General features: G+C 55.1%; 15 protein-coding genes. 9 read left to right on the top strand and 6 right to left on the bottom strand.

Translation table 11 applies throughout. The features are described 5' to 3' along the window. The first annotated feature begins 69 nt into the window (after positions 1 to 69). Genes R3C98_RS16030 through R3C98_RS16010 form a run of 5 tightly spaced genes read left to right on the top strand, consistent with a single transcriptional unit; the run spans position 70 to position 4,186 of the window. The gene (locus R3C98_RS16030) at positions 70 to 654 is read left to right on the top strand and encodes a thermostable hemolysin (RefSeq protein WP_371315078.1); all 585 of its coding nucleotides are present in this window, start codon (positions 70 to 72) and stop codon (positions 652 to 654) included. After that, positions 654 to 2,099, top strand: a complete 1,446-nt coding sequence (locus R3C98_RS16025; protein WP_371315077.1) for an AMP-binding protein — start codon at positions 654 to 656, stop codon at positions 2,097 to 2,099. The genes R3C98_RS16030 and R3C98_RS16025 overlap by 1 nt, the downstream gene beginning before the upstream one ends. Then, a complete protein-coding gene (locus R3C98_RS16020; protein WP_371315076.1) occupies positions 2,096 to 2,767 on the top strand; it encodes a TenA family transcriptional regulator in 672 nt (223 codons plus the stop codon). Before R3C98_RS16025 ends, R3C98_RS16020 begins: the two co-directional genes overlap by 4 nt. Then, positions 2,757 to 3,515, top strand: coding sequence for an SDR family NAD(P)-dependent oxidoreductase (locus R3C98_RS16015; protein ID WP_371315075.1), 759 nt, complete (start codon positions 2,757 to 2,759; stop codon positions 3,513 to 3,515). The genes R3C98_RS16020 and R3C98_RS16015 overlap by 11 nt, the downstream gene beginning before the upstream one ends. Positions 3,516 to 3,526: 11 nt before the next feature. Then, positions 3,527 to 4,186 carry a tetratricopeptide repeat protein gene (locus R3C98_RS16010; protein WP_371315074.1) on the top strand — a complete coding sequence of 220 codons (660 nt, stop codon included), beginning with the start codon at positions 3,527 to 3,529 and terminating at the stop codon, positions 4,184 to 4,186. Between the two features lie 154 nt (positions 4,187 to 4,340). Here R3C98_RS16010 and R3C98_RS16005 read toward each other — a convergent pair whose 3' ends face one another. From R3C98_RS16005 to R3C98_RS15985, 5 genes are all read right to left on the bottom strand, one after another. Further along, the gene (locus tag R3C98_RS16005) at positions 4,341 to 5,645 is read right to left on the bottom strand and encodes an NAD(P)-binding domain-containing protein (RefSeq protein WP_371315073.1); all 1,305 of its coding nucleotides are present in this window, start codon (positions 5,643 to 5,645) and stop codon (positions 4,341 to 4,343) included. Positions 5,646 to 5,653: 8 nt separating this feature from the next. Next, positions 5,654 to 6,901: a c-type cytochrome biogenesis protein CcmI gene (gene ccmI, locus R3C98_RS16000; RefSeq protein ID WP_371315072.1), complete on the bottom strand. Its 1,248-nt coding sequence runs from the start codon at positions 6,899 to 6,901 to the stop codon at positions 5,654 to 5,656. Next, the gene (locus R3C98_RS15995) at positions 6,849 to 7,322 is read right to left on the bottom strand and encodes a cytochrome c-type biogenesis protein CcmH (protein ID WP_371315071.1); all 474 of its coding nucleotides are present in this window, start codon (positions 7,320 to 7,322) and stop codon (positions 6,849 to 6,851) included. The genes ccmI and R3C98_RS15995 overlap by 53 nt, the downstream gene beginning before the upstream one ends. Then, positions 7,319 to 7,831: a DsbE family thiol:disulfide interchange protein gene (locus R3C98_RS15990; protein WP_371315070.1), complete on the bottom strand. Its 513-nt coding sequence runs from the start codon at positions 7,829 to 7,831 to the stop codon at positions 7,319 to 7,321. The genes R3C98_RS15995 and R3C98_RS15990 overlap by 4 nt, the downstream gene beginning before the upstream one ends. 63 nt (positions 7,832 to 7,894) lie before the next feature. Continuing rightward, positions 7,895 to 9,877, bottom strand: a complete 1,983-nt coding sequence (locus R3C98_RS15985) for a heme lyase CcmF/NrfE family subunit (RefSeq protein WP_371315069.1) — start codon at positions 9,875 to 9,877, stop codon at positions 7,895 to 7,897. A gap of 183 nt (positions 9,878 to 10,060) precedes the next feature. On the opposite strand from R3C98_RS15985, the gene R3C98_RS15980 reads away from it, so the two are divergent. Then, positions 10,061 to 10,945, top strand: coding sequence for a pyridine nucleotide-disulfide oxidoreductase (locus tag R3C98_RS15980; RefSeq protein ID WP_371315068.1), 885 nt, complete (start codon positions 10,061 to 10,063; stop codon positions 10,943 to 10,945). Beyond that, positions 10,920 to 12,704 carry a cytochrome C gene (locus R3C98_RS15975; RefSeq protein WP_371315067.1) on the top strand — a complete coding sequence of 595 codons (1,785 nt, stop codon included), beginning with the start codon at positions 10,920 to 10,922 and terminating at the stop codon, positions 12,702 to 12,704. Before R3C98_RS15980 ends, R3C98_RS15975 begins: the two co-directional genes overlap by 26 nt. Positions 12,705 to 13,717: 1,013 nt before the next feature. Here the strand turns inward: R3C98_RS15975 and R3C98_RS15970 are convergent. Then, entirely contained in the window at positions 13,718 to 14,209 is a 492-nt protein-coding gene (locus R3C98_RS15970; RefSeq protein ID WP_371315066.1) for a hypothetical protein, read from the bottom strand. 796 nt (positions 14,210 to 15,005) lie between these two features. Here R3C98_RS15970 and R3C98_RS15965 point away from each other — a divergent pair. Together R3C98_RS15965 and R3C98_RS15960 are read left to right on the top strand one after the other, a co-directional pair. Continuing rightward, complete coding sequence (locus R3C98_RS15965; RefSeq protein WP_371315065.1) at positions 15,006 to 17,567, top strand: SPOR domain-containing protein; 2,562 nt, start codon at positions 15,006 to 15,008, stop codon at positions 17,565 to 17,567. Between the two features lie 246 nt (positions 17,568 to 17,813). After that, a complete protein-coding gene (locus tag R3C98_RS15960; protein ID WP_371315064.1) occupies positions 17,814 to 19,118 on the top strand; it encodes a 3-hydroxyacyl-CoA dehydrogenase NAD-binding domain-containing protein in 1,305 nt (434 codons plus the stop codon).

Raw genomic sequence — 19,118 nt, 5'->3', positions numbered from 1 at the left:
GAGGCAGGTCGAGGGTGGCGTCGTCACGGATGCGAAGGCCTTTGCGGCTGCAGCATACGGATCAGCAAAGTGGCGACATTCAGCAGACTACTGGAAAACGACGCATCGAATGATGCCCAATCCGTTCGTAGTTTGATCGAAGGCGTCTACGGGAATGTGTATGGGGCTGTATTAAGAGATCACTATCCAGAAGTGTGCTTTCACGCCGATGACACCGGAGCCATAGTCGCGGCGGCCGGAGTTCGAAGAGCTTCTGCGGGTCTTCTGTTTCTCGAAAGTTATCTTGATAGTCCGATTGAGGACGTCATTCAGAGATGTGTCGACGAAACAGTTAGCCGAGATCAAATCGTGGAAGTCGGAAACCTGGTATCCAATCAAACGGGGCGGTGCCGTTTCTTCTTCAAACTCCTTTGCGCGGAACTTCACACGCTTGGCTTTCGCTACGTAGCTGCCACTGCAACCCGACCACTTCGACGGATTTTTCAGTATGCTGGGTTTCAATATCGATTTCTTGCAGCAGCTGATCCGTCGCGCCTGAAGGGTGGAGATGCGCATTGGGGCTCCTACTACGCAACTGACCCTCACGTGGTGTTCGGCAGTGTGGTCGATTCTCACGTCTCGCTGAAACTTCACGAAATGAAGGGAGCCGCGTAATGAATGCAATTCTATACGCCATCGCCAGTCATGCCAGGCAAGAAACTGCTGCAATTGCGGTGTCTGACGAAGCCGGCATCTGGACTTATGTAGACCTCTTGGGCGCCGTCTCGAGTCTGGTGCAGGCATTGGGTCGTCAGATTGAAGGTGCGCCTCGGCCTGTAGCTATCAGATTGCCCAACAGTCGCGCTTGGGTCGCGGTTGACCTGGCTCTCTCTGCGATTGGTTGTATTTCGATTCCAATTGCTGACTTCTGCACCGACCAGCAAGTTTCCGCCTTGCTTGAAGATTCTGGGGCGGGTTGGATCATAGAGCCTGCATCGGATTTGAGTGTGGGTGGTGCACTCGGATTCGGAATCTCGATTCGCAAGCTTGAAACTACCGAAGTTCACATCCATCCGGGTACAGCGAAAGTTTCATACACATCTGGTTCTACGAGCACGCCGAAAGGCGTTTGCCTGTCTGCTAAACATCAGTCGGATGTGGCAAACTCAATCGTGGATCGATATGGCGGCGGATATGCGGGAATTCATGTGCCCGTACTGTCGCTTGGCGTTCTGTTGGAGAATGTGGCTGGACTATATCCGATATTGCTCGCAGGCGGGCACTACAGGATTGTTGGTGCAGATGCGATCGGATTGTCAAATCCATTTCGGCCCGATTTTTCTGCTATGCGGACCGCACTGTCTGAGGCGCGCGCATCCAGCACAATTCTGGTTCCGGAATTGCTGCGTGGATTGCTCAGTCGATCGAATGTTTCGCTTCCGGATATGCAACTCATCGCCGTCGGTGGGTCGAAGGTGGCACCGGAACTTGTCGTTGCCGCGCGGGCGTCGGGGCTTCCCGTCTATGAGGGATACGGTCTGACCGAGTGCGGCTCGGTCGTTTCGGTAAATGCACCGGGCGTCGATCGTCCGGGCACGTGTGGGAAGCCATTGTCTCATGTCAGCGTGAGCATCTCCAAAGATGGCGAAGTGATAGTCGAGGGGCCGGCATATTGTGGATATGTTGGGCAGGCGCCTCACAAAGGCAGTGTCCAAACGGGTGACTTGGGTCAGATAGATAGTGACGGCTTCCTATCCATCACGGGGCGGAAGAAGAATATCATAATCACGTCCTTCGGCCGCAATATCTCGCCTGAATGGATAGAGAGCGAGTTGCTTTTACAGCCAGAATTCGCCCAGGCTATTGTGTTAGGCGACGGAGATGCCGCGCTCTTTGCTTTACTGGCGCCGAGCGCACCTGGCATCGACTTGGCTGCGGTGCAGCGTGCGGTCGATCGTACAAATGGCCGGTTGCCCGCCTACGCAAAAATTGAATCATTCCGGCTCATTGCTCCGCTCTCACCCGAGTCCGGGTTGGTTACGGCAAATGGGCGGCCACGCCGAGACGTCATCGCCGAAGCTTATCCACCATCAATCAATGTGGGAGAAATCACAGCATGAAGTTCTTTGATGAACTCCGGGCCGCCACTCGGGATGAAGCCATGAAGCTGCAATCGACGCCGCAAATCGTTGACGCCCTTCATGGCCGCATCACTCGGCAGGCTTATATCGATTACCTGGCGCAGGCGTATCATCACGTCAGCCATACTGTCCCCCTGATGAACACGGCCAAAGCGCGTCTTGATGATGCGCATAACCAGTTCCGGACGGCGCTAGATGAGTACATCGAAGAAGAGACCGGCCACGAGGAATGGATACTCGACGATATCGCGGCTGCTGGAGGCGATGCCGAAATGGTGCGCCATTCGCAGCCCAATGAAGCGACTGAGCTGATGGTTGCCTTTGCGTATGATCAGATTCAGCGCGGCAATCCAATGAGCTTTTTCGGCATGGTATATGTCCTGGAGGGTACTAGCGTCCAACTTGCGGACATTGGCGCGAAATCCGTTCAGTCAAGTCTCGGTTTGCCCCCAGCAGCTTTCCGTTATCTGACGTCTCACGGCGCGCTCGACATAGAACACATGGCGTTCTTCGAAAACCTCATGAACGAAGTTACCGTGTTGGAAGACCGAGCGGCGATCGTGCACATGGCCAAGCGCATGTTTGGCCTGTTCTCCGGTGTCTTCGCCTCCATTCATAACGAAGCGGGAGCGGCTTATGCGTCTTAAGGGCAAGAGGATACTTGTAACGGGCGGCAGTGGTGGTCTGGGAACGCTGATTTGCAAGCGACTGATCAAGCTCCAGGCAGAAGTGACGGTAATCGACCGCGTAGAGAGTCTTTCATTCGAGGCGAACCTTATTCGTGGAGACTTATCGACGGCAGAGGGGATTGCAGATGTTGTCCGCCAGGTCGACCCTCTCGAATGGGACGTTCTGGTGAACTTGGCGGGCCTTCAGTATTTCGGTCCTTTCGAGCGCCAAACACCGGATCATCTTGTCAATACCTATATGGTGAACCTGGTTGCGCCTGCGATGCTTGCACAGTCGGTCGGTCATGGCATGCGTTGGCGCGGCGATGGTTGTATCGTCAACATCGGTTCGGTCTTCGGCTCGATCAATTTTGCCCATTTTGCCACGTATTCAAGTTCGAAAGCAGGGCTCCGTGGTCTTAGTCAAGCCCTGCGCCGCGAATATGCAGGGTCTGGCGTAAAGGTTGTTTACATCGCGCCGAGAGCCGTGCGGACGCCTCTCAATACCGCTCAGGTGATGGAGTTCGCCAAACGAACGCACATGAACATGGATGATCCGGAATATGTTGCACGAAGGATCGTCAAGGCGATCCGCCATCGCAATCGAGAAGTCTATATTGGGTTCCCGGAATCTCTCTTCGTCCGTATAAACGCTATCGCTCCAGGCCTCGTCGATTTTGCGCTTGCCAAGAATGATCGGCGTGCATCCGAACTTTTTGCCGAATAGGAGACACGATTATGTCGTACATTCACATGGCTAGAGGCGCTGTAGTCGCTGCCGCGATGGCGGTTCCGGTGCAGGCTTATGCTGACATCAGTCAACCCGCAAGCGAAATCGAGCACGCATGGGATCATATTCAGTTTGAAGTCACCGACCGTTCAGAGCGATTGGCTGCCTTCTCCGAACTGGTAGACCAGGCAGATGAGGCGCTAAAGCAGGATCCAAAAAATGCTGAAGTCATGGTTTGGGAGGCGATCAGTCTATCGTCAGTAGCGGGTGAGATCCGTGGCCCCTCTGCGCTCGGAAAAGTAAATAAGGCGCGAAAGCTTTTGCTCGCCGCAGAAGAGATTGACCCGAATGCGCTAGGCGATGGCTCGATTTATTCCAGCCTTGGTACACTCTACTATCAAGTTCCCCCATTCCCGATCGGCTTTGGTAATAAGAAGAAGGCGCGTGAATTTCTCAACAAGGCGCTCGTTCAGAATCCGGATGGAATTGAAACAAACTATTTCATGGCTGATTTTCTGGTTCATACGGGTGACTACGAGTCTGCACTGAAATATGTAATAATTGCAGAGGCGGCACCACCCCGTCCGGATCGTCCGGTTGCTGATCAGGGCCGCTTGCGGGAGCTTGAGGCGCTCAAGACCAAGATCAATTCCAAATTGGCCAGGTAAGCGGTCCGGAAGCATTCCGACAATTGGAAATGAAACGAAGAAAGCGATCGTTTGACCCTGGCAGGTGAATTTCGTGAACGTTTCCGCTCACACAGTTGGTGGTCTGGGTGTTGGCCCTTTTGTGACGCTTCTGGATGGCACAAGGAAACTGTGTTTATGGCTCACCGTATTTCGTAACAACAGTCACCCCCATATCCCGGAGGAGGCCAGTGGGCAGAACGCCGCCAGCGCAGACGATGATGGCATCATTGGTGAGTTCATGGAGGTCGCCGCTCTGATCAAGTATTACAGTATCAGGTTGTATTTCTATCAGGTTTGACTGAAGCAACACTTTCAGGCGCCCGCTTTCCTCAGCCGATGTAATGCGCTCGCGGTTCTTTCGTCGCGCGCGCTGAAATGCATCCCCACGATAAGACAGATGGACCCGCGCGCTGGTCTCTTCGACGAGAGAAGCTGCGGCTTCCAGGGCGCTGTCGCCTCCGCCAACAACAAGAATGTCCTTTCCGGCAAATTGTTCGGGTGTCTCCAGCCGGTAGACAACCTTGGGCAAGTGCTCGCCTGGTACATCGAGCTTGCGGGGCGTGCCCCGTCGTCCGATGGTCAGCAGAACGGACCGGGCTTCAATCGTCACTTTGCTCGTTTCGACCAGAAACCCGCCGCTCTGTTCACGGATTGCCACGAGGTTCTGGTCGTATTCTATATTGAGGTCTGCCTTGGAAATGGCGTCAGACCAGAACTCCAACAGTCCTTCCTTGGATATCTCGGAAAAACGTGTTGGTCCCACGATCGGCAGGATGGCCGGCTTTGTCATAACCACTTTCCCACGCGGGTAGTGTGCAATGGTGCCCCCCATTTTTTCCTGCTCAATTGTTGTGAACCGCATTCCTAACGACTTCGCAGCGAGGCTCGCAGACAGTCCGGCAGGACCGGCACCTACAATAACAAGGTCGAGCATTCCGCCAGATGCTTGCCCTCGCAAACGGTGTATGGCGTTTACGGCCTGCTGTCCTTGATTGACAGCATTTCGGATTAATCCCATCCCCCCAAGTTCCCCGGCGACGAATATTCCGGGTACGCTGGTTTCGAAATCGGGAGAAACCAGAGGAAGTTCCACGCCGCGTGTCTTCGTGCCGAATACGAGCGTGATCGCTTTGGTGGGACAGGCCGCTGCACAGGCGCCATGTCCGATACAAAGCGTTGGGTCGATCAACTGGGCCTTGCCTCGTATGATGCCGATGACATCGCCTTCCGGACAGGCTGCAACACAGGCTGCTGATCCGCAGCATAAGGCAGGGTCAATCACCGGATGAAGGGAAGTCGGCTCTGTTAAGCCGGCTTCTCGCGCTTCCTGGTAAATCGCGGCAGCCCGCGATGACGCCCGCTGTTTGAAGAACAGGTAGGAACCTGCAGCCAAGACGAATGGGATTCCATACACCAGCAGTGAGGGCAGAAGGTCCATCGTGGTGCTTATTCCACTACTGGCGCGTTTGCGGCCTGGTCCAACTGCTGCATGGCGTCTGCATCGGCCGCAAATGCTTTCTGCGCCCGCGAAAGTGCGTCCTGCGCCAAGTCAGCTTGTCCAAGAAGTTTTCGTGCGCGAATGAGGCGGATCCAGCCTTCGAGATCCTTGGGATTGTCTTGCATTTTCTGGTCCAGTCGCGAAACCATACCTTCGATCATCGCCTGCCGTTCGGCTTCCGGCATTTGCGAGGCGACAGCGATGTCGGTCGCGCTCGGCCCGGGTGCGGAGGCGGGGGCGTCAGCTGGCAAACGTGCCGTGACATCCGTACCTAGCTTGTCAGCGAGCTCCAGAATGCGGCTGCGCACGTCATCTCGCCATTCATCTCCGGGGGACGAAGATGCGAGAAGGTCAATCCAATCCTCCAGAGCAGCTTCGGGAGCGCCGTCTTGTTCTTTTTTGAGTCCCAACAGGAAACGCGCCCTGGGGTCAGTCGGACTTAGTGCCAATGCCTTCTGCAGGGTATCCGCAGCTTCGTCTGAAATGCGTCCTCCATCAAGGCGGATCAAGGCTTCTCCATAGGCAGAAAGCGTATTCGCATCGCTTGCGTCGAGGTCTATGGCTTTCTTGTAGGCTTGGCGTGCACCTTCGACGTCACCCATTCTGAAGCGGCTCCAGCCCAACATCCGCCAGCCTTCTACATCATCAGGATTAAGCGAAAGTCTGTCTTCGAGACGCGCCAGCAATTGGTCGACTGGAGCAACTCCATTCGGGTTATCCGGTGTCATTGCGGACTTCTGGGGCACACTCGCAAGCGGGGGGGCGGCCATTGCGCTGGAGGGGCTTTGCCGGCTCGCCGGAACGCCGGGCGATCCGACGTTCGCGTAGAGGATGCCGGACCCTAGCACCATTACGGCGACGATACCGACGAGAGTGATTTGATCGGATCGCCGCATATCAGGTTCCTTGTGTTGTATTTGTTCGACAGCCGCATTTGCCAGGCGCCGTTTGATTTCCAGTCGGGCGAGTTGCACATCTTCCGGTGGTGTGAGCCCAAGAGATTCCTCCCGTTCCACTTCTTTCAATTGTGAAAGATAGACTGCGTCCTCGGAACCAGCCGTTGCCGTGCCAGGCAGATAGATCGGACGGATGACCAGCAAGGCTGCTGATACCATCAGGACAGTAAGAAGTATCCAGAGCATATCAGATATCTCCAGGTTCTTGGAGACGGGCCCGCAGTCGGGCGGCTTCTTCATCTGACAGCGGATCGGGCGTATCCAGAATTCGTTCGCCTGGGCGCAGGTAGAGTCGCCAGCAAAGCGCGGCGATCAACACGAAGGCAAAGGGTGCTCCCCATAAGATGAAGGTGTCCGGTTGAAAGGGGGGCTTCATTAGAACGAAGTTGCCGTACCGGTCGGTCATGAATGCCCGAACTTCTTCAGGCGTGTCGCCTGCAGCAAGACGTTCCCGCACGAGTTGACGCATGTCGGCTGCAAGAGGGGCGCTGGAATCTTCAATCGATTGGTTCTGACAAACGACGCAGCGGAGCGATTTTCCAACTGTTCGGGCTTCGGCTTCAATGGCGGGCGGGAAGTCGGACTCAGTCTTCTCCTGGGCGTTGGCTGGAGAAAGGGTCTGAATGGCAATAAGGCAGAACAGAAAAAACAGGCGGCTCATTGTTTGCCTCCCTCGATCTCTTGGATAAGAGGCAGAAAGGTCTCTTGCCAGACTTCCGGCGTGATCGGTCCAATATGTTTGTACCGTATACGTCCTTCCGTATCGATCAGAAATGACTCTGGAGCGCCTGTCACACCCAGATTGATCGCAAGGCGGCTATCTGCGTCCAATCCTACTTTTGAATATGGGTTTCCATATTGTTCGAGCCATTGTCTTCCTTCAAAGGCAGTATCGCGCCAGTCGACGCCGTATAACGTTACGGCGCCGCTATTTCCAATTTTCATCAGTTCAGAATGTTCTGCTGCACATGCAACGCACCACGAGCCGAAGACGTTCACCAGAGTCACCTCTCCCTTCACGTCACTGAAAGTAAGCAGAGGTATCTCGTCGCCGAGCGGTTCGAGTTTAAAATCAGGCATCGGGCGGTCGATCATCATCGTGGGCAGCGCATGCGGATCCCGCGTCAGGCCAATGGCAAAGAAACCTGTGATGATGGCTAATACGCCCACCGGGATTACGGCAAACCAACGCGGCAGGCCTCTCGCTCGTTTTGTTGTTTCAGTATTTGAAATTTACACGCCCTCCGCATGTGCTCGACGAGCCGAGCGAACCGTTTTGTGAGGCGCGGCGACACGGAACCGGCGGTCTGTGAGTGAGACAAAGCCCCCTCCTGCGATCACGAAACCACCGATCCAGATCCAGATGACGAAAGGATGCCGATTGAAACGTACGGTGTAGCCCTCTCCACTTTCAGACTGGCTGTAGGCGACGTAGAGATTGGCGAGGGGGCCGGGCCGTATACCTGCTTCTGTGGTGAATGTATCGCGTTCGGGATAGTAGCGCCGCTCTGTTTCGATCACGCCATCGGGGTGGCCGTTGAGTGCAACATTGAACGTCAGTTGTTCGGCTTCATAGTTTGGGCCGCGAGTAATGGTATTGCTTGAGAGCGTTAGTTCGTAGCCGGAAAGAGAAAGCGTATCGCCGGGTCTCATGACCGAGACAGTTTCGCTATTCCAGCTTGTGGTCCCTGCAACACCGATCATGACCAGGGCAAAACCGAGGTGCGCACCGAGAAAACCCCATGTTGCACGGGGAAACGCGCGAGCGAGGTAAAGGGACTGAGACAGCGGAACCAAGCCTAGACGGGTTCGTTTGATAACCCAAGCGATCAGTCCAAAGATCACAAGTGAGGCAAAACCGAACCCCAGGCCCGCGACGACACTTTTCCCGGCAGTTCCAATGACAAGGCCCAAGAGGGCGGCAGCTATCGCCGGGCGGCGAATCGATGTTGTCGCGGCTTTAGCGCTGTCCGAGCGCCAGCGGACAAATGGTCCGAAGGTCATGATCATCGCAACCAGGATCATCAGGGGCGCAAAGGTCATGTTGAAATAGGGTGGGCCAACGGTGATTTTGTCGTGTGTCAGCGTGTCGATCAAAAGCGGATAGAATGTGCCAAGAAAGACGACGGCTGTAGCGCAGAGCAGGAGCAGATTGTTTGCGAGAATGCCCCCCTCCCGGCTGACCCCGGCGAAAGGAGGACCTTGCTTCACAACGCTGGCCCTCAGTGCATATAGCGTCAGAGCGCCGCCCGAGGCCAACAAGATCATGCCCAGAATAAACACGCCGCGTGCGGGATCCACGGCGAAGGCGTGAACACTGGTGAGCACGCCGGAGCGAACCAGGAATGTTCCAATAAGGCTGAGCGTGAATGTGAGAATAGACAGAAGAAGCGTCCAGTTCACCAGAGCGTGCCTACGTTCAACGACAAGAGCAGAATGCAAAAGTGCAGTGCCGATCAACCAGGGCATGAAGGAGGCGTTCTCAACCGGGTCCCAAAACCACCAGCCTCCCCAGCCAAGCTCATAATATGCCCAAAGGCTTCCTGCCGTGATGCCGACAGTCAGGAAACACCAGGAAGCGAGGACCCAGGGGCGAACCCATCGGGCCCAGGCCGCATCGACGCGCCCCTCAATCAGGGCTGCAACCGAAAATGAGTACGCTATGGAGAAACCGACATAGCCGAAATAAAGCATGGGTGGGTGAAAGGCGAGGCCGGGATCCTGCAGAAGGGGGTTGAAACCGTTACCTTCAAAGGGTGCCGGAAAGAGCCGCGCAAATGGATTTGACGTGAAGATGATAAACGCCAGGAAGGCGACACCGATCATGCCCTGAATCGCCAGCGTCCGAGCTTTGAGCGTTGCGGGCAGGTTGGTGCCGAAAACAGCAACGGCGCCGCCAAATGCCGCAAGGACCAGCACCCATAAAAGCATGGAGCCTTCATGTTGTCCCCAGGCTGCGGTTACCTTGTAGAACAAGGGTTTCAGCGTGTGTGAGTTTGCGGCGACGATCCGCAGCGAAAAGTCAGAGGACGCAAACGCTGCAATAAGGCAACCAAACGCAACCGCCAGCAGCAGGAATTGCACAACCGCCGCACTATCCCCGACAGACATCATGCGGGAGTTTCGCGCATATGCCCCCCACATCGGTACGGTGGACTGAACCACAGCCGCCGTCAGCGCGAGGATCAAGCAGAAGAGACCGATTTCACCGATCATGGGCGTATTCCGAAACAGCTTATCGTCTTTAGTTGATTGACGTTAGAAATCATTGAGCTGATTGGCAAAATTAAAATCTTTTCATTAGTCTCCCGACAAAAGAACGGGTGTTGAGGTTATTGTGGTGCGGTGACGTCTTTGCGTTTGGATGCACCTTATGTGCTTGCAATTCAGGGGATACCTATGGCTGAAAGTGGCCTTGCTCTTGGCGGCAAAAGCAGTCTGGCCGTTCGCCGGAAGCCAGCAGGGCGTCCGAATGAGATCGTTTCTCTGATAATTGCTATCCTGATCGCATGCGCCCTCTTTGGCGGGTGGCATTGGCGAGAAGATCTGCCCTGGTCGGCCGAGTTTGGGCTGGGGTATTGGCTGGGGATTACAGGCCTGTCCTGTGTCGGGCTGCTGCTGTTGTATCCATTGAGAAAGCGGGTGTCAGTCCTGCGGGTTTTCGGATCCGTTCCGGCTTGGTTTCGCATCCACATGTTCTTGGGTGCGATCGCGCCGGTTTTGATACTCTACCATGCCCGTTTTTCGGTGAGTTCCTTAAATGCGAATGTCGCGCTTACATGTATGCTGATAGTCGCCGGCAGCGGGATTATCGGCCGGTTTCTGTATGTTCGAATCCATCGCGGCGTGACCGGACGCAAGCAGGAGGCCCGTCGTCTTCTGGCGGATGCAAGTGCTTATCGTGATCAGCTTAACGAACATTTTGCCACAGCCGTGGAAATCGCTGAAGACCTCGAAGCCCACATAAGAACTTCACGCTCCGGCTTTTTTTCATCGGTATTTCAAGCTTTTTCTGATTCTCATCGTATCGGGGAGGCTCAGTCCAGAATGGTGCGGTCGATCAAGCGAGGCGTGCGCGAGATGGGCGGTGTGAAGTCCACCAGGCGGCAAACCCGCAAGGATGCGCTTCGTCTGGTCCGTAAATATTGCGAGACACTGCGCGAAGCCTCCCAGCTCGGAGCTTTCGAGCGGCTGTTTTCTCTTTGGCACGTCGTGCACCTTCCGCTTTTCTTTCTCATGCTGATTGCCGCTGCCATCCATGTCTTCGCCGTTCATCAGTACTAGATGGTTCGTGTTGATCGCGGCGATCTATTTGATCGGCGTGGTTGGAAGTGGCCCTCGGGCAATGGCGCAGAGCGCAATTGAGCGGCTTGTTTCGCCGGGGAAGCTCTCGGATGCCCATATCGAACAAGAGAAAGAATGTTCTTCGTGCCATACATCCTTCAACAAGAAGGCCCAGTCCGGTCTCTGCCGGGATTGTCACGAGGATATCGACGCCGATATTCTTGCCGGTTCGGGCTTCCATGGAAAATTTCCGGACGTTGGTGAAGCGGAATGCAAGACCTGCCACACTGAGCATGAAGGGCGCGCGGCCGACATCGTCGGTCTGAATGCGTCTGAGTTTGATCACACTTTCACGGACTACCGGCTGGAAGGAAAGCATGCCTCCGTTGCTTGCGCCGACTGTCATGCGAGTGGCGTGTCCTATGCGAAAGCGCCGCAGACATGCATTGCATGCCATAAGGAAGACGATCCACATTTCGGGCGTTTAGGAACGGACTGCTCGTCCTGTCATGTACCCGAGCGCTGGGAGCGCGTGAGCTTCGATCACGCGACCACAAATTTCGCGCTGCTTGGTGCCCATGCTGATGTGACGTGTGATGCTTGCCATGTGAATCAGGTCTGGGAAGGGACCGGAACGGAATGCATCGATTGCCACAAGGCCGATGATCCGCACGCTGGCCGTTTTGGAACTGCCTGCGCCGACTGCCACGGTCCTTCCAGCTGGTCCCGGATCAAATTCGATCACGATACAACAGGCTTCAGGCTGACGGGCCGACATTCGACGATTGAGTGTGCCAGTTGCCATGGCCCCGGAAAGCCGGATCCAGCCCCGAAGACCTGTATTGGGTGCCACAAGTCAGATGATGTGCATAAGGCACAGAACGGGCCGGATTGCGCGAGCTGCCACTCGACGAACAAGTGGGATCAGGTGTCTTTTAATCATGCCTCCACAGGCTTTCCGCTGCTGGGGAAGCACGAAACGACGAAATGTGAAGCATGCCATACGCGGCCTATCCACTCATGGACTCCGCCGACTGAATGCATCGATTGCCACCGGGAAAATGACGAGCACAAGGGGCTTCTCGGCCCGGACTGCGGGGATTGCCACCAGGAGGTGTCCTGGGCTCAGGTTCGGTTTGATCACGACAAGGATACGCGATTTGCCCTGGTAGGGGCGCACGATGCCATTGAGTGTGCGGCTTGCCACAAGATTGCGACGACGACTGCACTGCCCTCAGTGTCGTGTGGTAGCTGTCACCAAGAAGAAGACCCTCACAAGGGGCAACTGGGGGATGGATGCGGCCAGTGCCACAATGTCGACAGCTGGACTCAAAAAGTGAACTTCAATCATGAATTCACGGATTTCCCTCTTCTGGGCAAGCATGCGTCGGTAGATTGTGCGGCCTGTCATCAGACCAAGGCGTTCCTTGATGCGCCCGTGGCCTGCAATGATTGTCATTCTCAGGATGATGTTCATAAAGGCGGGTTAGGGCAGGAGTGTGCCACGTGCCACAATCCCGGAGGTTGGTCTTTCTGGGTGTTTGATCACAGTACGCAAACCTCTTTCCCACTTACTGGCAAACATTCGTCCGTGCCTTGTGGTGCATGCCATTCCCCCCGTTCTGATGGGAAATTCAAAGCCTCAAGCCGTTGCGTCAGCTGCCATTCTGCCGATGACAAACACAGGGGTGCGTTCGGGACATCTTGCGAAAGATGCCACAATACCGAAGCATTCTGGGCGGTGGATATTGTTCGCTAACAGTACATAATCACGGATGCCTTGTGCGCATGTGATTGCGTATTATTCTCATCTACAACAATGGTTTATGCGCGCTAACTGTGCGAAATTTAATAATTCGATGTTGGTCTCTGGAGAACGATTCTGGCAGTTTGAAATCACGCGAATGTGAAGATTAAAAAAAAGACACGCAATTGGAAATTCGGGGTGAGGTGGTCCCGTGCGTGTGACGTCAATGGTCGAGGGAGGACGCGCGTGGAAATCCTACGGAAGTGGGCCAGACTGAGATTCCTGTTGGCGATTGCATTAATTTGCTGCGCCGGCTTTTGGGTTTCTGCGTCTGCTGCCCCGTCAGAACCCGACGCATCTTTTGACCATTTGTCGACAGGCTTCGCTCTGGAAGGGCGACACAAAGGGGTCGCCTGCGAATCCTGTCACATTCGCGGTGAGTTCAAGGCGACACCGACACAGTGCGCCACCTGTCACGACAATGTCCGCGGCACTGGAAAGCCCATGGACCATATAAGAGTGTCGGGTGAGTGCGACCAGTGCCACTCCGTATCCGGATGGACTGCGATCCGTTTTGACCATATGGCCGTATCAGGCTCGTGTGCTTCCTGCCACAATGGCACCATGGCAACCGGCAAGCCGGTAACTCACATTCGGACCACGTCAGGTTGTGATTCCTGCCACAATACATCGACCTGGCTGTCGACGCGCTTTGACCATAGTACGGTTACTGGCTCATGCGCCTCTTGCCACAATGGCTCCACCGCGACGGGCAAGCCGCCGACACATATTCCGACAACCGGCGCGTGTGACGACTGCCATGTCACGACGTCCTGGACGAATGTTCGTTTTGACCACAACTCGGTGACGGGTTCTTGTGCCTCCTGCCACAATGGGACGAGTGCGACGGGCAAGCCGCCGACACACATCCCGACATCCGGCGCCTGCGACGATTGCCATGTCACGTCGTCCTGGACGAATGTTCGTTTTGACCACAACTCGGTGACGGGTTCTTGTGCGTCCTGTCACAATGGCACAAGCGCGACGGGCAAGCCGCCGACACACATTCCGACATCCGGCGCCTGCGACGATTGCCATGTTACGTCGTCCTGGACGAATGTTCGATTTGACCACAACTCGGTGACGGGATCGTGTGCCGCCTGCCACAATGGGACCAGTGCAACGGGCAAGCCGCCGACGCACATCGCGACGAGCGGCGCGTGCGACGACTGCCATGTGACGACATCGTGGACGAATGTTCGATTTGACCACAACTCGGTGACGGGATCGTGTGCCACCTGCCACAATGGGACCAGTGCGACGGGCAAGCCGCCGACGCACATCGCGACGAGCGGCGCGTGCGACGACTGCCATGTCACGACGTCCTGGGCGAATGTTCGTTTTGACCACAACTCGGTGACGGGATCGTGTGCCACCTGCCACAACGGGACAAGCGCGACGGGCAAACCGCCGACGCACATCGCGACGAGCGGTGCGTGCGACGACTGCCATGTCACGACATCGTGGACGAATGTCCGTTTTGATCATGCCAGCGTGACGGGGTCGTGTGCGTCCTGTCACAATGGGACGAGCGCAATGGGCAAGCCGCCGACGCACATAGCTTCCACCTCGACCTGTGATGATTGCCATTTGACAACATCATGGACGACCGTTCGTGTAGACCACAATGCGGTGATCGGAACATGCAATTCTTGTCATAACGGGACGACAGCGACGGGTAAGCCAGCCTTTCATATCGCAACCAATGGTCAATGTGATGACTGTCACTCAACGCTTGCTTGGGTCCCGGCAAGCTTCAATCATGACAGCGTAACGGGCTCCTGTTCAAGCTGTCACAATGGCACCTCCGCGACCGGCAAGCCTGCAACTCATTTCCAGACAACATTGCAATGTGACGAGTGCCATAACACAACGAATTGGACCACGATCCGGTTCTCTCACAGCAGTGCTGGTTATCCCGGTGATCACAGGGCGAACCTTGATTGCGTTGACTGCCACAAAACGAATGCACAGCAAGTGCCTTGGCCCTCGCCGGCATACCAACCTGATTGCGCGGCCTGCCATGCAAATGACTTCCGGCCAGAAAAGCACGAACGTAGTGGGGCCGGATTCTACACTGTCGGAGAATTGCGAGATTGCACCGGCGCCTGCCATGAAAGTTCACATCACCGCGTCTCAGACTCGAGCTGGGACAAGTAGAGGCGGATGAAGCTATGGGTCGCCAAGATCAGAATCGTTACGACCAGACGGTCATCGGTGGGCTGAGAAATCCCACTATTTGAGGAGTAGAGAATGTCCACATCATTCCGTTTTGGCGTTGTTGCCCGGGCTGCGCTTTTATCAAGCGCTGCCGCTATTTCACTCCAGGGCGCCAACCAAGCGTATGCCCAGGTGGTTCAGGACCGGTATCTTTCGAGAGTCCAGGCAAATGAGCATGGTGATTGTGCAACAGTAACTGTCCAGTTCAACGTTCCGGTCCAGTATCAATCCCACTTTCCAGAATCCGGCGGACAGGATCTCAGGATTTCCGTTCAGCCCCTCAACTTCAACCGGTTCACGCTCGGATCCCAGGATGGCTCTGAAAGCGCTCGCCCACCGTCAAGCGACATAGCCGGTATTCAACAGGTTACATACGACCTTTTTGATCCCTCTGGGCCGACTCTGACCCTTCAGTTCGACCATGAAGTCAACTGGACAGTTGAATCGGACAATGATGTTACAAAAATAGTCATTCTCGTCTCTGGAGCGGGCGCCAGCGGTTGCAGTGCTGAAGTTGGGCAGGGGCCGACGGGTGCTGATCAGGTCGCGCTGGCAAGATCTATCCTTTCTGTGACGCAAGTTGTCCCGGAAACTTTTGACACGAATGGATTCTACGCCATCAATTTAGCATCCACGCGCGGAGACAAGCTGGATCCGGCTGAGGTCAAACGAGTCGGCGCGTTTTCGGATTACGTTGGATATACCTACGTGGCTGAAGAGAATGGCGCGACATGGGCGCGCTTGCGTTTGGGGGCATTCGGTACACGCGCTGATGCAGAGGCCGTTCTTGCGACGCTGTCATCTGAATATCCGGATGCTTGGATTGTGCGTTTGGATCGCCGAGAACGCGATTTTGTTTATAGGGCATGGACAGCTGCGCGCGCGATTTTGAGTGGCGGACAGGTTTCTGCTGCGCCTCAATTGCCTCTCGATCCCCAAGCGGAAAATTTACTCAAGGAAGCGCGCCAGAAGTATTCAGAAGAAGATTATCCAGAAGTAGTCCGGCTCACCAGCTCGATCCAGCGCATGCCTGAGAATTCCGCGTCTCCCGCAGCTCAGGAACTCCTGGGTCTGGCGAGGGAGAAGGCGGGTCAGCTAGCTCACGCCAAAGCGGAGTATGAGGCTTTTCTTCAGAAGTACCCAAATGATCCGGCAGCTGAGCGTGTACGTCAACGACTTGCGGTCCTTGTTACAGGAGAAGCAGCACCCGGAAGTGTGGTGGCGGCCGACGGCACAATCCGGGAAGAGCCGAAGATTCATTCGTCAGTAACAGGCAGTTTGTCGGCTCTGTATCAGCGCGATGAATCCGGATTCCTTTTCCAGGATTCTCCCGTCGTGGGTGGTTCGGAAGTTAATCCAGACCCCATTGAGACCAATCAGGTCAATCTCAATGAGATGCTCTACGGCGCAGATTTGAACCTGTCGCTTGGAACGGACAGGAATGAGGCGACCTTTAGGTTTTCCGGGCTGTATCGAGATGATTTCAACACAGATCCCCGCGACGATACCTCAATTAGCTCTCTCTATTTGGACCTGTCTGATCGCAAGCTTGATGCGTCTTTGAGGCTTGGACGTCAGACCCGGAACACAGGTGGCGTGTTCGGTCGCTTCGACGGTGCTTATGGCGGGATGCAGCTCAATGACAGGGTTAAAATCAATGGAGTTGCAGGATTTCCAGTTCAGTCATCGCGCGATGTTTATATCGGAAATGATCGGCAATTCTTTGCTACGAGCCTCGACGTCTCTATTGTGCCAGACGTGCTGGACACCACGGTTTACGTTTTGGATCAAACGTATGGCGACCTGAAGGATCGTCAGGCCGCGGGATTCGAGTTCAGATATTTTCAGGGTAATAGAACCGCCTACGGCGTCTTCGATTACGACATGCATTATGGCCAAATGAATTTGGCATTGTTGAATGGGACTTTGAGATTCAAGGACGAATCCAGTGTTACGGTAGCGGTTGATTATCGTCGCTCGCCTTTCCTGACGACGCAGAATGCAATCTTTGGGCAGATGGTCACCGACCCGAACCAGCTGCTGGATACCTACACAGAGGACGAAATCTACCAGATTGCCGAAGACCGTACCGCCTATTCCCGCTCAGCTTATGTCAGTCTAGCACGGCCATTGACCAAAAAACTCCAGATCAATTTTGACGTCATTGCTTCAAATGTATCCGGCACCAAGACCTCAGCCGGTGTCGAGGCCCAGCCACCGACTGGAACAGAGGTCTATTATTCTACTCAGCTGGTTGCATCCGATGTCTTTAAGCAGGGAGCAATCGCCATTTTCGGCGTGAGATATGCGGATCTAGCAACAGCGACCCAAGTGTCTTACCAATTCAATGGCAGACTGCCAGTAACGCGCTCACTTCGTATCAGTCCTCGCCTCCGAATTGACGATCGTAACAGCTCAGACGGCACATTCTCCCGAACGTCTGGACGAGGATCACTCGCGGCAACGTGGAGTCCGAAACGCATGCTGCAATTCGAATTTGAAGGTGGCGGAGTCTATTCCGACAGCGCAAACACGCTGAGCACGAGTGAGGAGCGGGGGTACTTTCTATCGATCGGGGTACGGAAAGATTTTTAATTCAGCCAAATGTGGTGACTGTCCTCAATAGTCGATACAGGTTCGATTTGGTCTGATTGCGCCGTGCGACACAAGCTGATCGGAAAAGTGGAGGGCAAACATCCTGGGTGAACCAGCGCGACAGGTTCTGGGAATGCCGACGGTTCGGCAGTCGGGTTCATTCAGGTCTCCACAATATGATGATCAGATAGTAGGTTAGAGCGAAGCAACTCGCGAAATACTCGCCGTCGCGTCCGAGTTCATCAAGTGAAAGACAAATCAATGCCTGCTGTTTCGATTACACCAGAACAAGTGTCCGACTACATCGCCAATGCGGGGCGTGATGCCTGGATCGTGCCTGATGTGCCCGCTGATACCGAGCGTCGTAAGATCCAGAAAGTCGGTGTCATTGGCGCCGGGACGATGGGCGGTGGTATTTCAATGAACTTTGCCACTGTGGGCATTCCGGTACTTATACTTGAGCAAAAGCAGGAAGCTCTTGATCGTGGTCTCGGTATAGTACGGGGCCATTATCAGCGCAGCGCAGACAAGGGGCGGTTTCCGCAAGACGAAGTCGAGGCGCGGATGGCGTGCATGACGGGCACACTGAATATGGAAGACTTCGCAGACTGTGACCTTGTCATCGAGGCTGTCTTTGAAGACATGGATCTGAAGAAGAAAATATTCACCGATCTGGACCGCATCATGAAACCGGGCGCGATCCTTGCGACCAACACATCAGCATTGAATATCAACGAGATCGGCAGCGTCACCAAACGGCCGGAAGACGTTATCGGACTGCATTTTTTCTCCCCAGCCAATGTGATGAAGCTGCTGGAAATTGTTCGAACAGATCACACGGCAGACGATGTAATCGCGACTTGCATGGATCTGGCCAGGACGATTAACAAGATCGCGGTGCTCGTCGGTGTCTGTCCCGGTTTTGTGGGCAACCGCATCCTGTTTGCCCGCCAGGCACAAGCGCAGAAGCTCGTTGCCCAAGGGGCCATGCCCTGGGATGTCGATGCGGCCCTGAATGCGTTTGGGTTTCGGATGGGTCCCTATCAGATGTCAGATCTTGCCGGTCTGGATATCGGCTGGAAGAAGGGTGCAGCGACTGCAAACCCAATCCGCGACGCACTTTGCGAACTCGATCGGCGTGGCCAGAAAACCGGCGCGGGCTATTATGATTACGATGAAAACCGCCGTCCGATTCCATCAGAGGTGACGGCAAAAATCATTGCGGACATTACTGGCGTGGAACCAGGATCGGCTCCTGGCCAAGAAGACATAATCGCGACCTGTATTCATCCGATGATCAATGAAGGACTCAAGATTCTTGAGGAGAAGAAAGCGCAGCGGGCTTCCGATATCGATATTGTCTGGCTCAATGGCTATGGCTGGCCATCAGACAAGGGCGGGCCCATGCTCTATGGAGACATGGTCGGGGCGGAGGCGGTGCTTGCCACCATGGAGCGTCTGGGAGCGGAAGATGAGCGCTTCGCGCCGAGTGAAACGCTCAGACAGCTCGTCAAGGACGGTGGCCGTTTTATCGACGTTCAACCAGGTTGA

It is taken from the genome of Hyphomonas sp. (assembly GCF_041398465.1).
Lineage (GTDB): Bacteria > Pseudomonadota > Alphaproteobacteria > Caulobacterales > Hyphomonadaceae > Hyphomonas.
The sequence above is the reverse complement of the archived record's forward strand: the minus strand, read 5'-3'. Positions and strand labels throughout refer to the sequence as shown.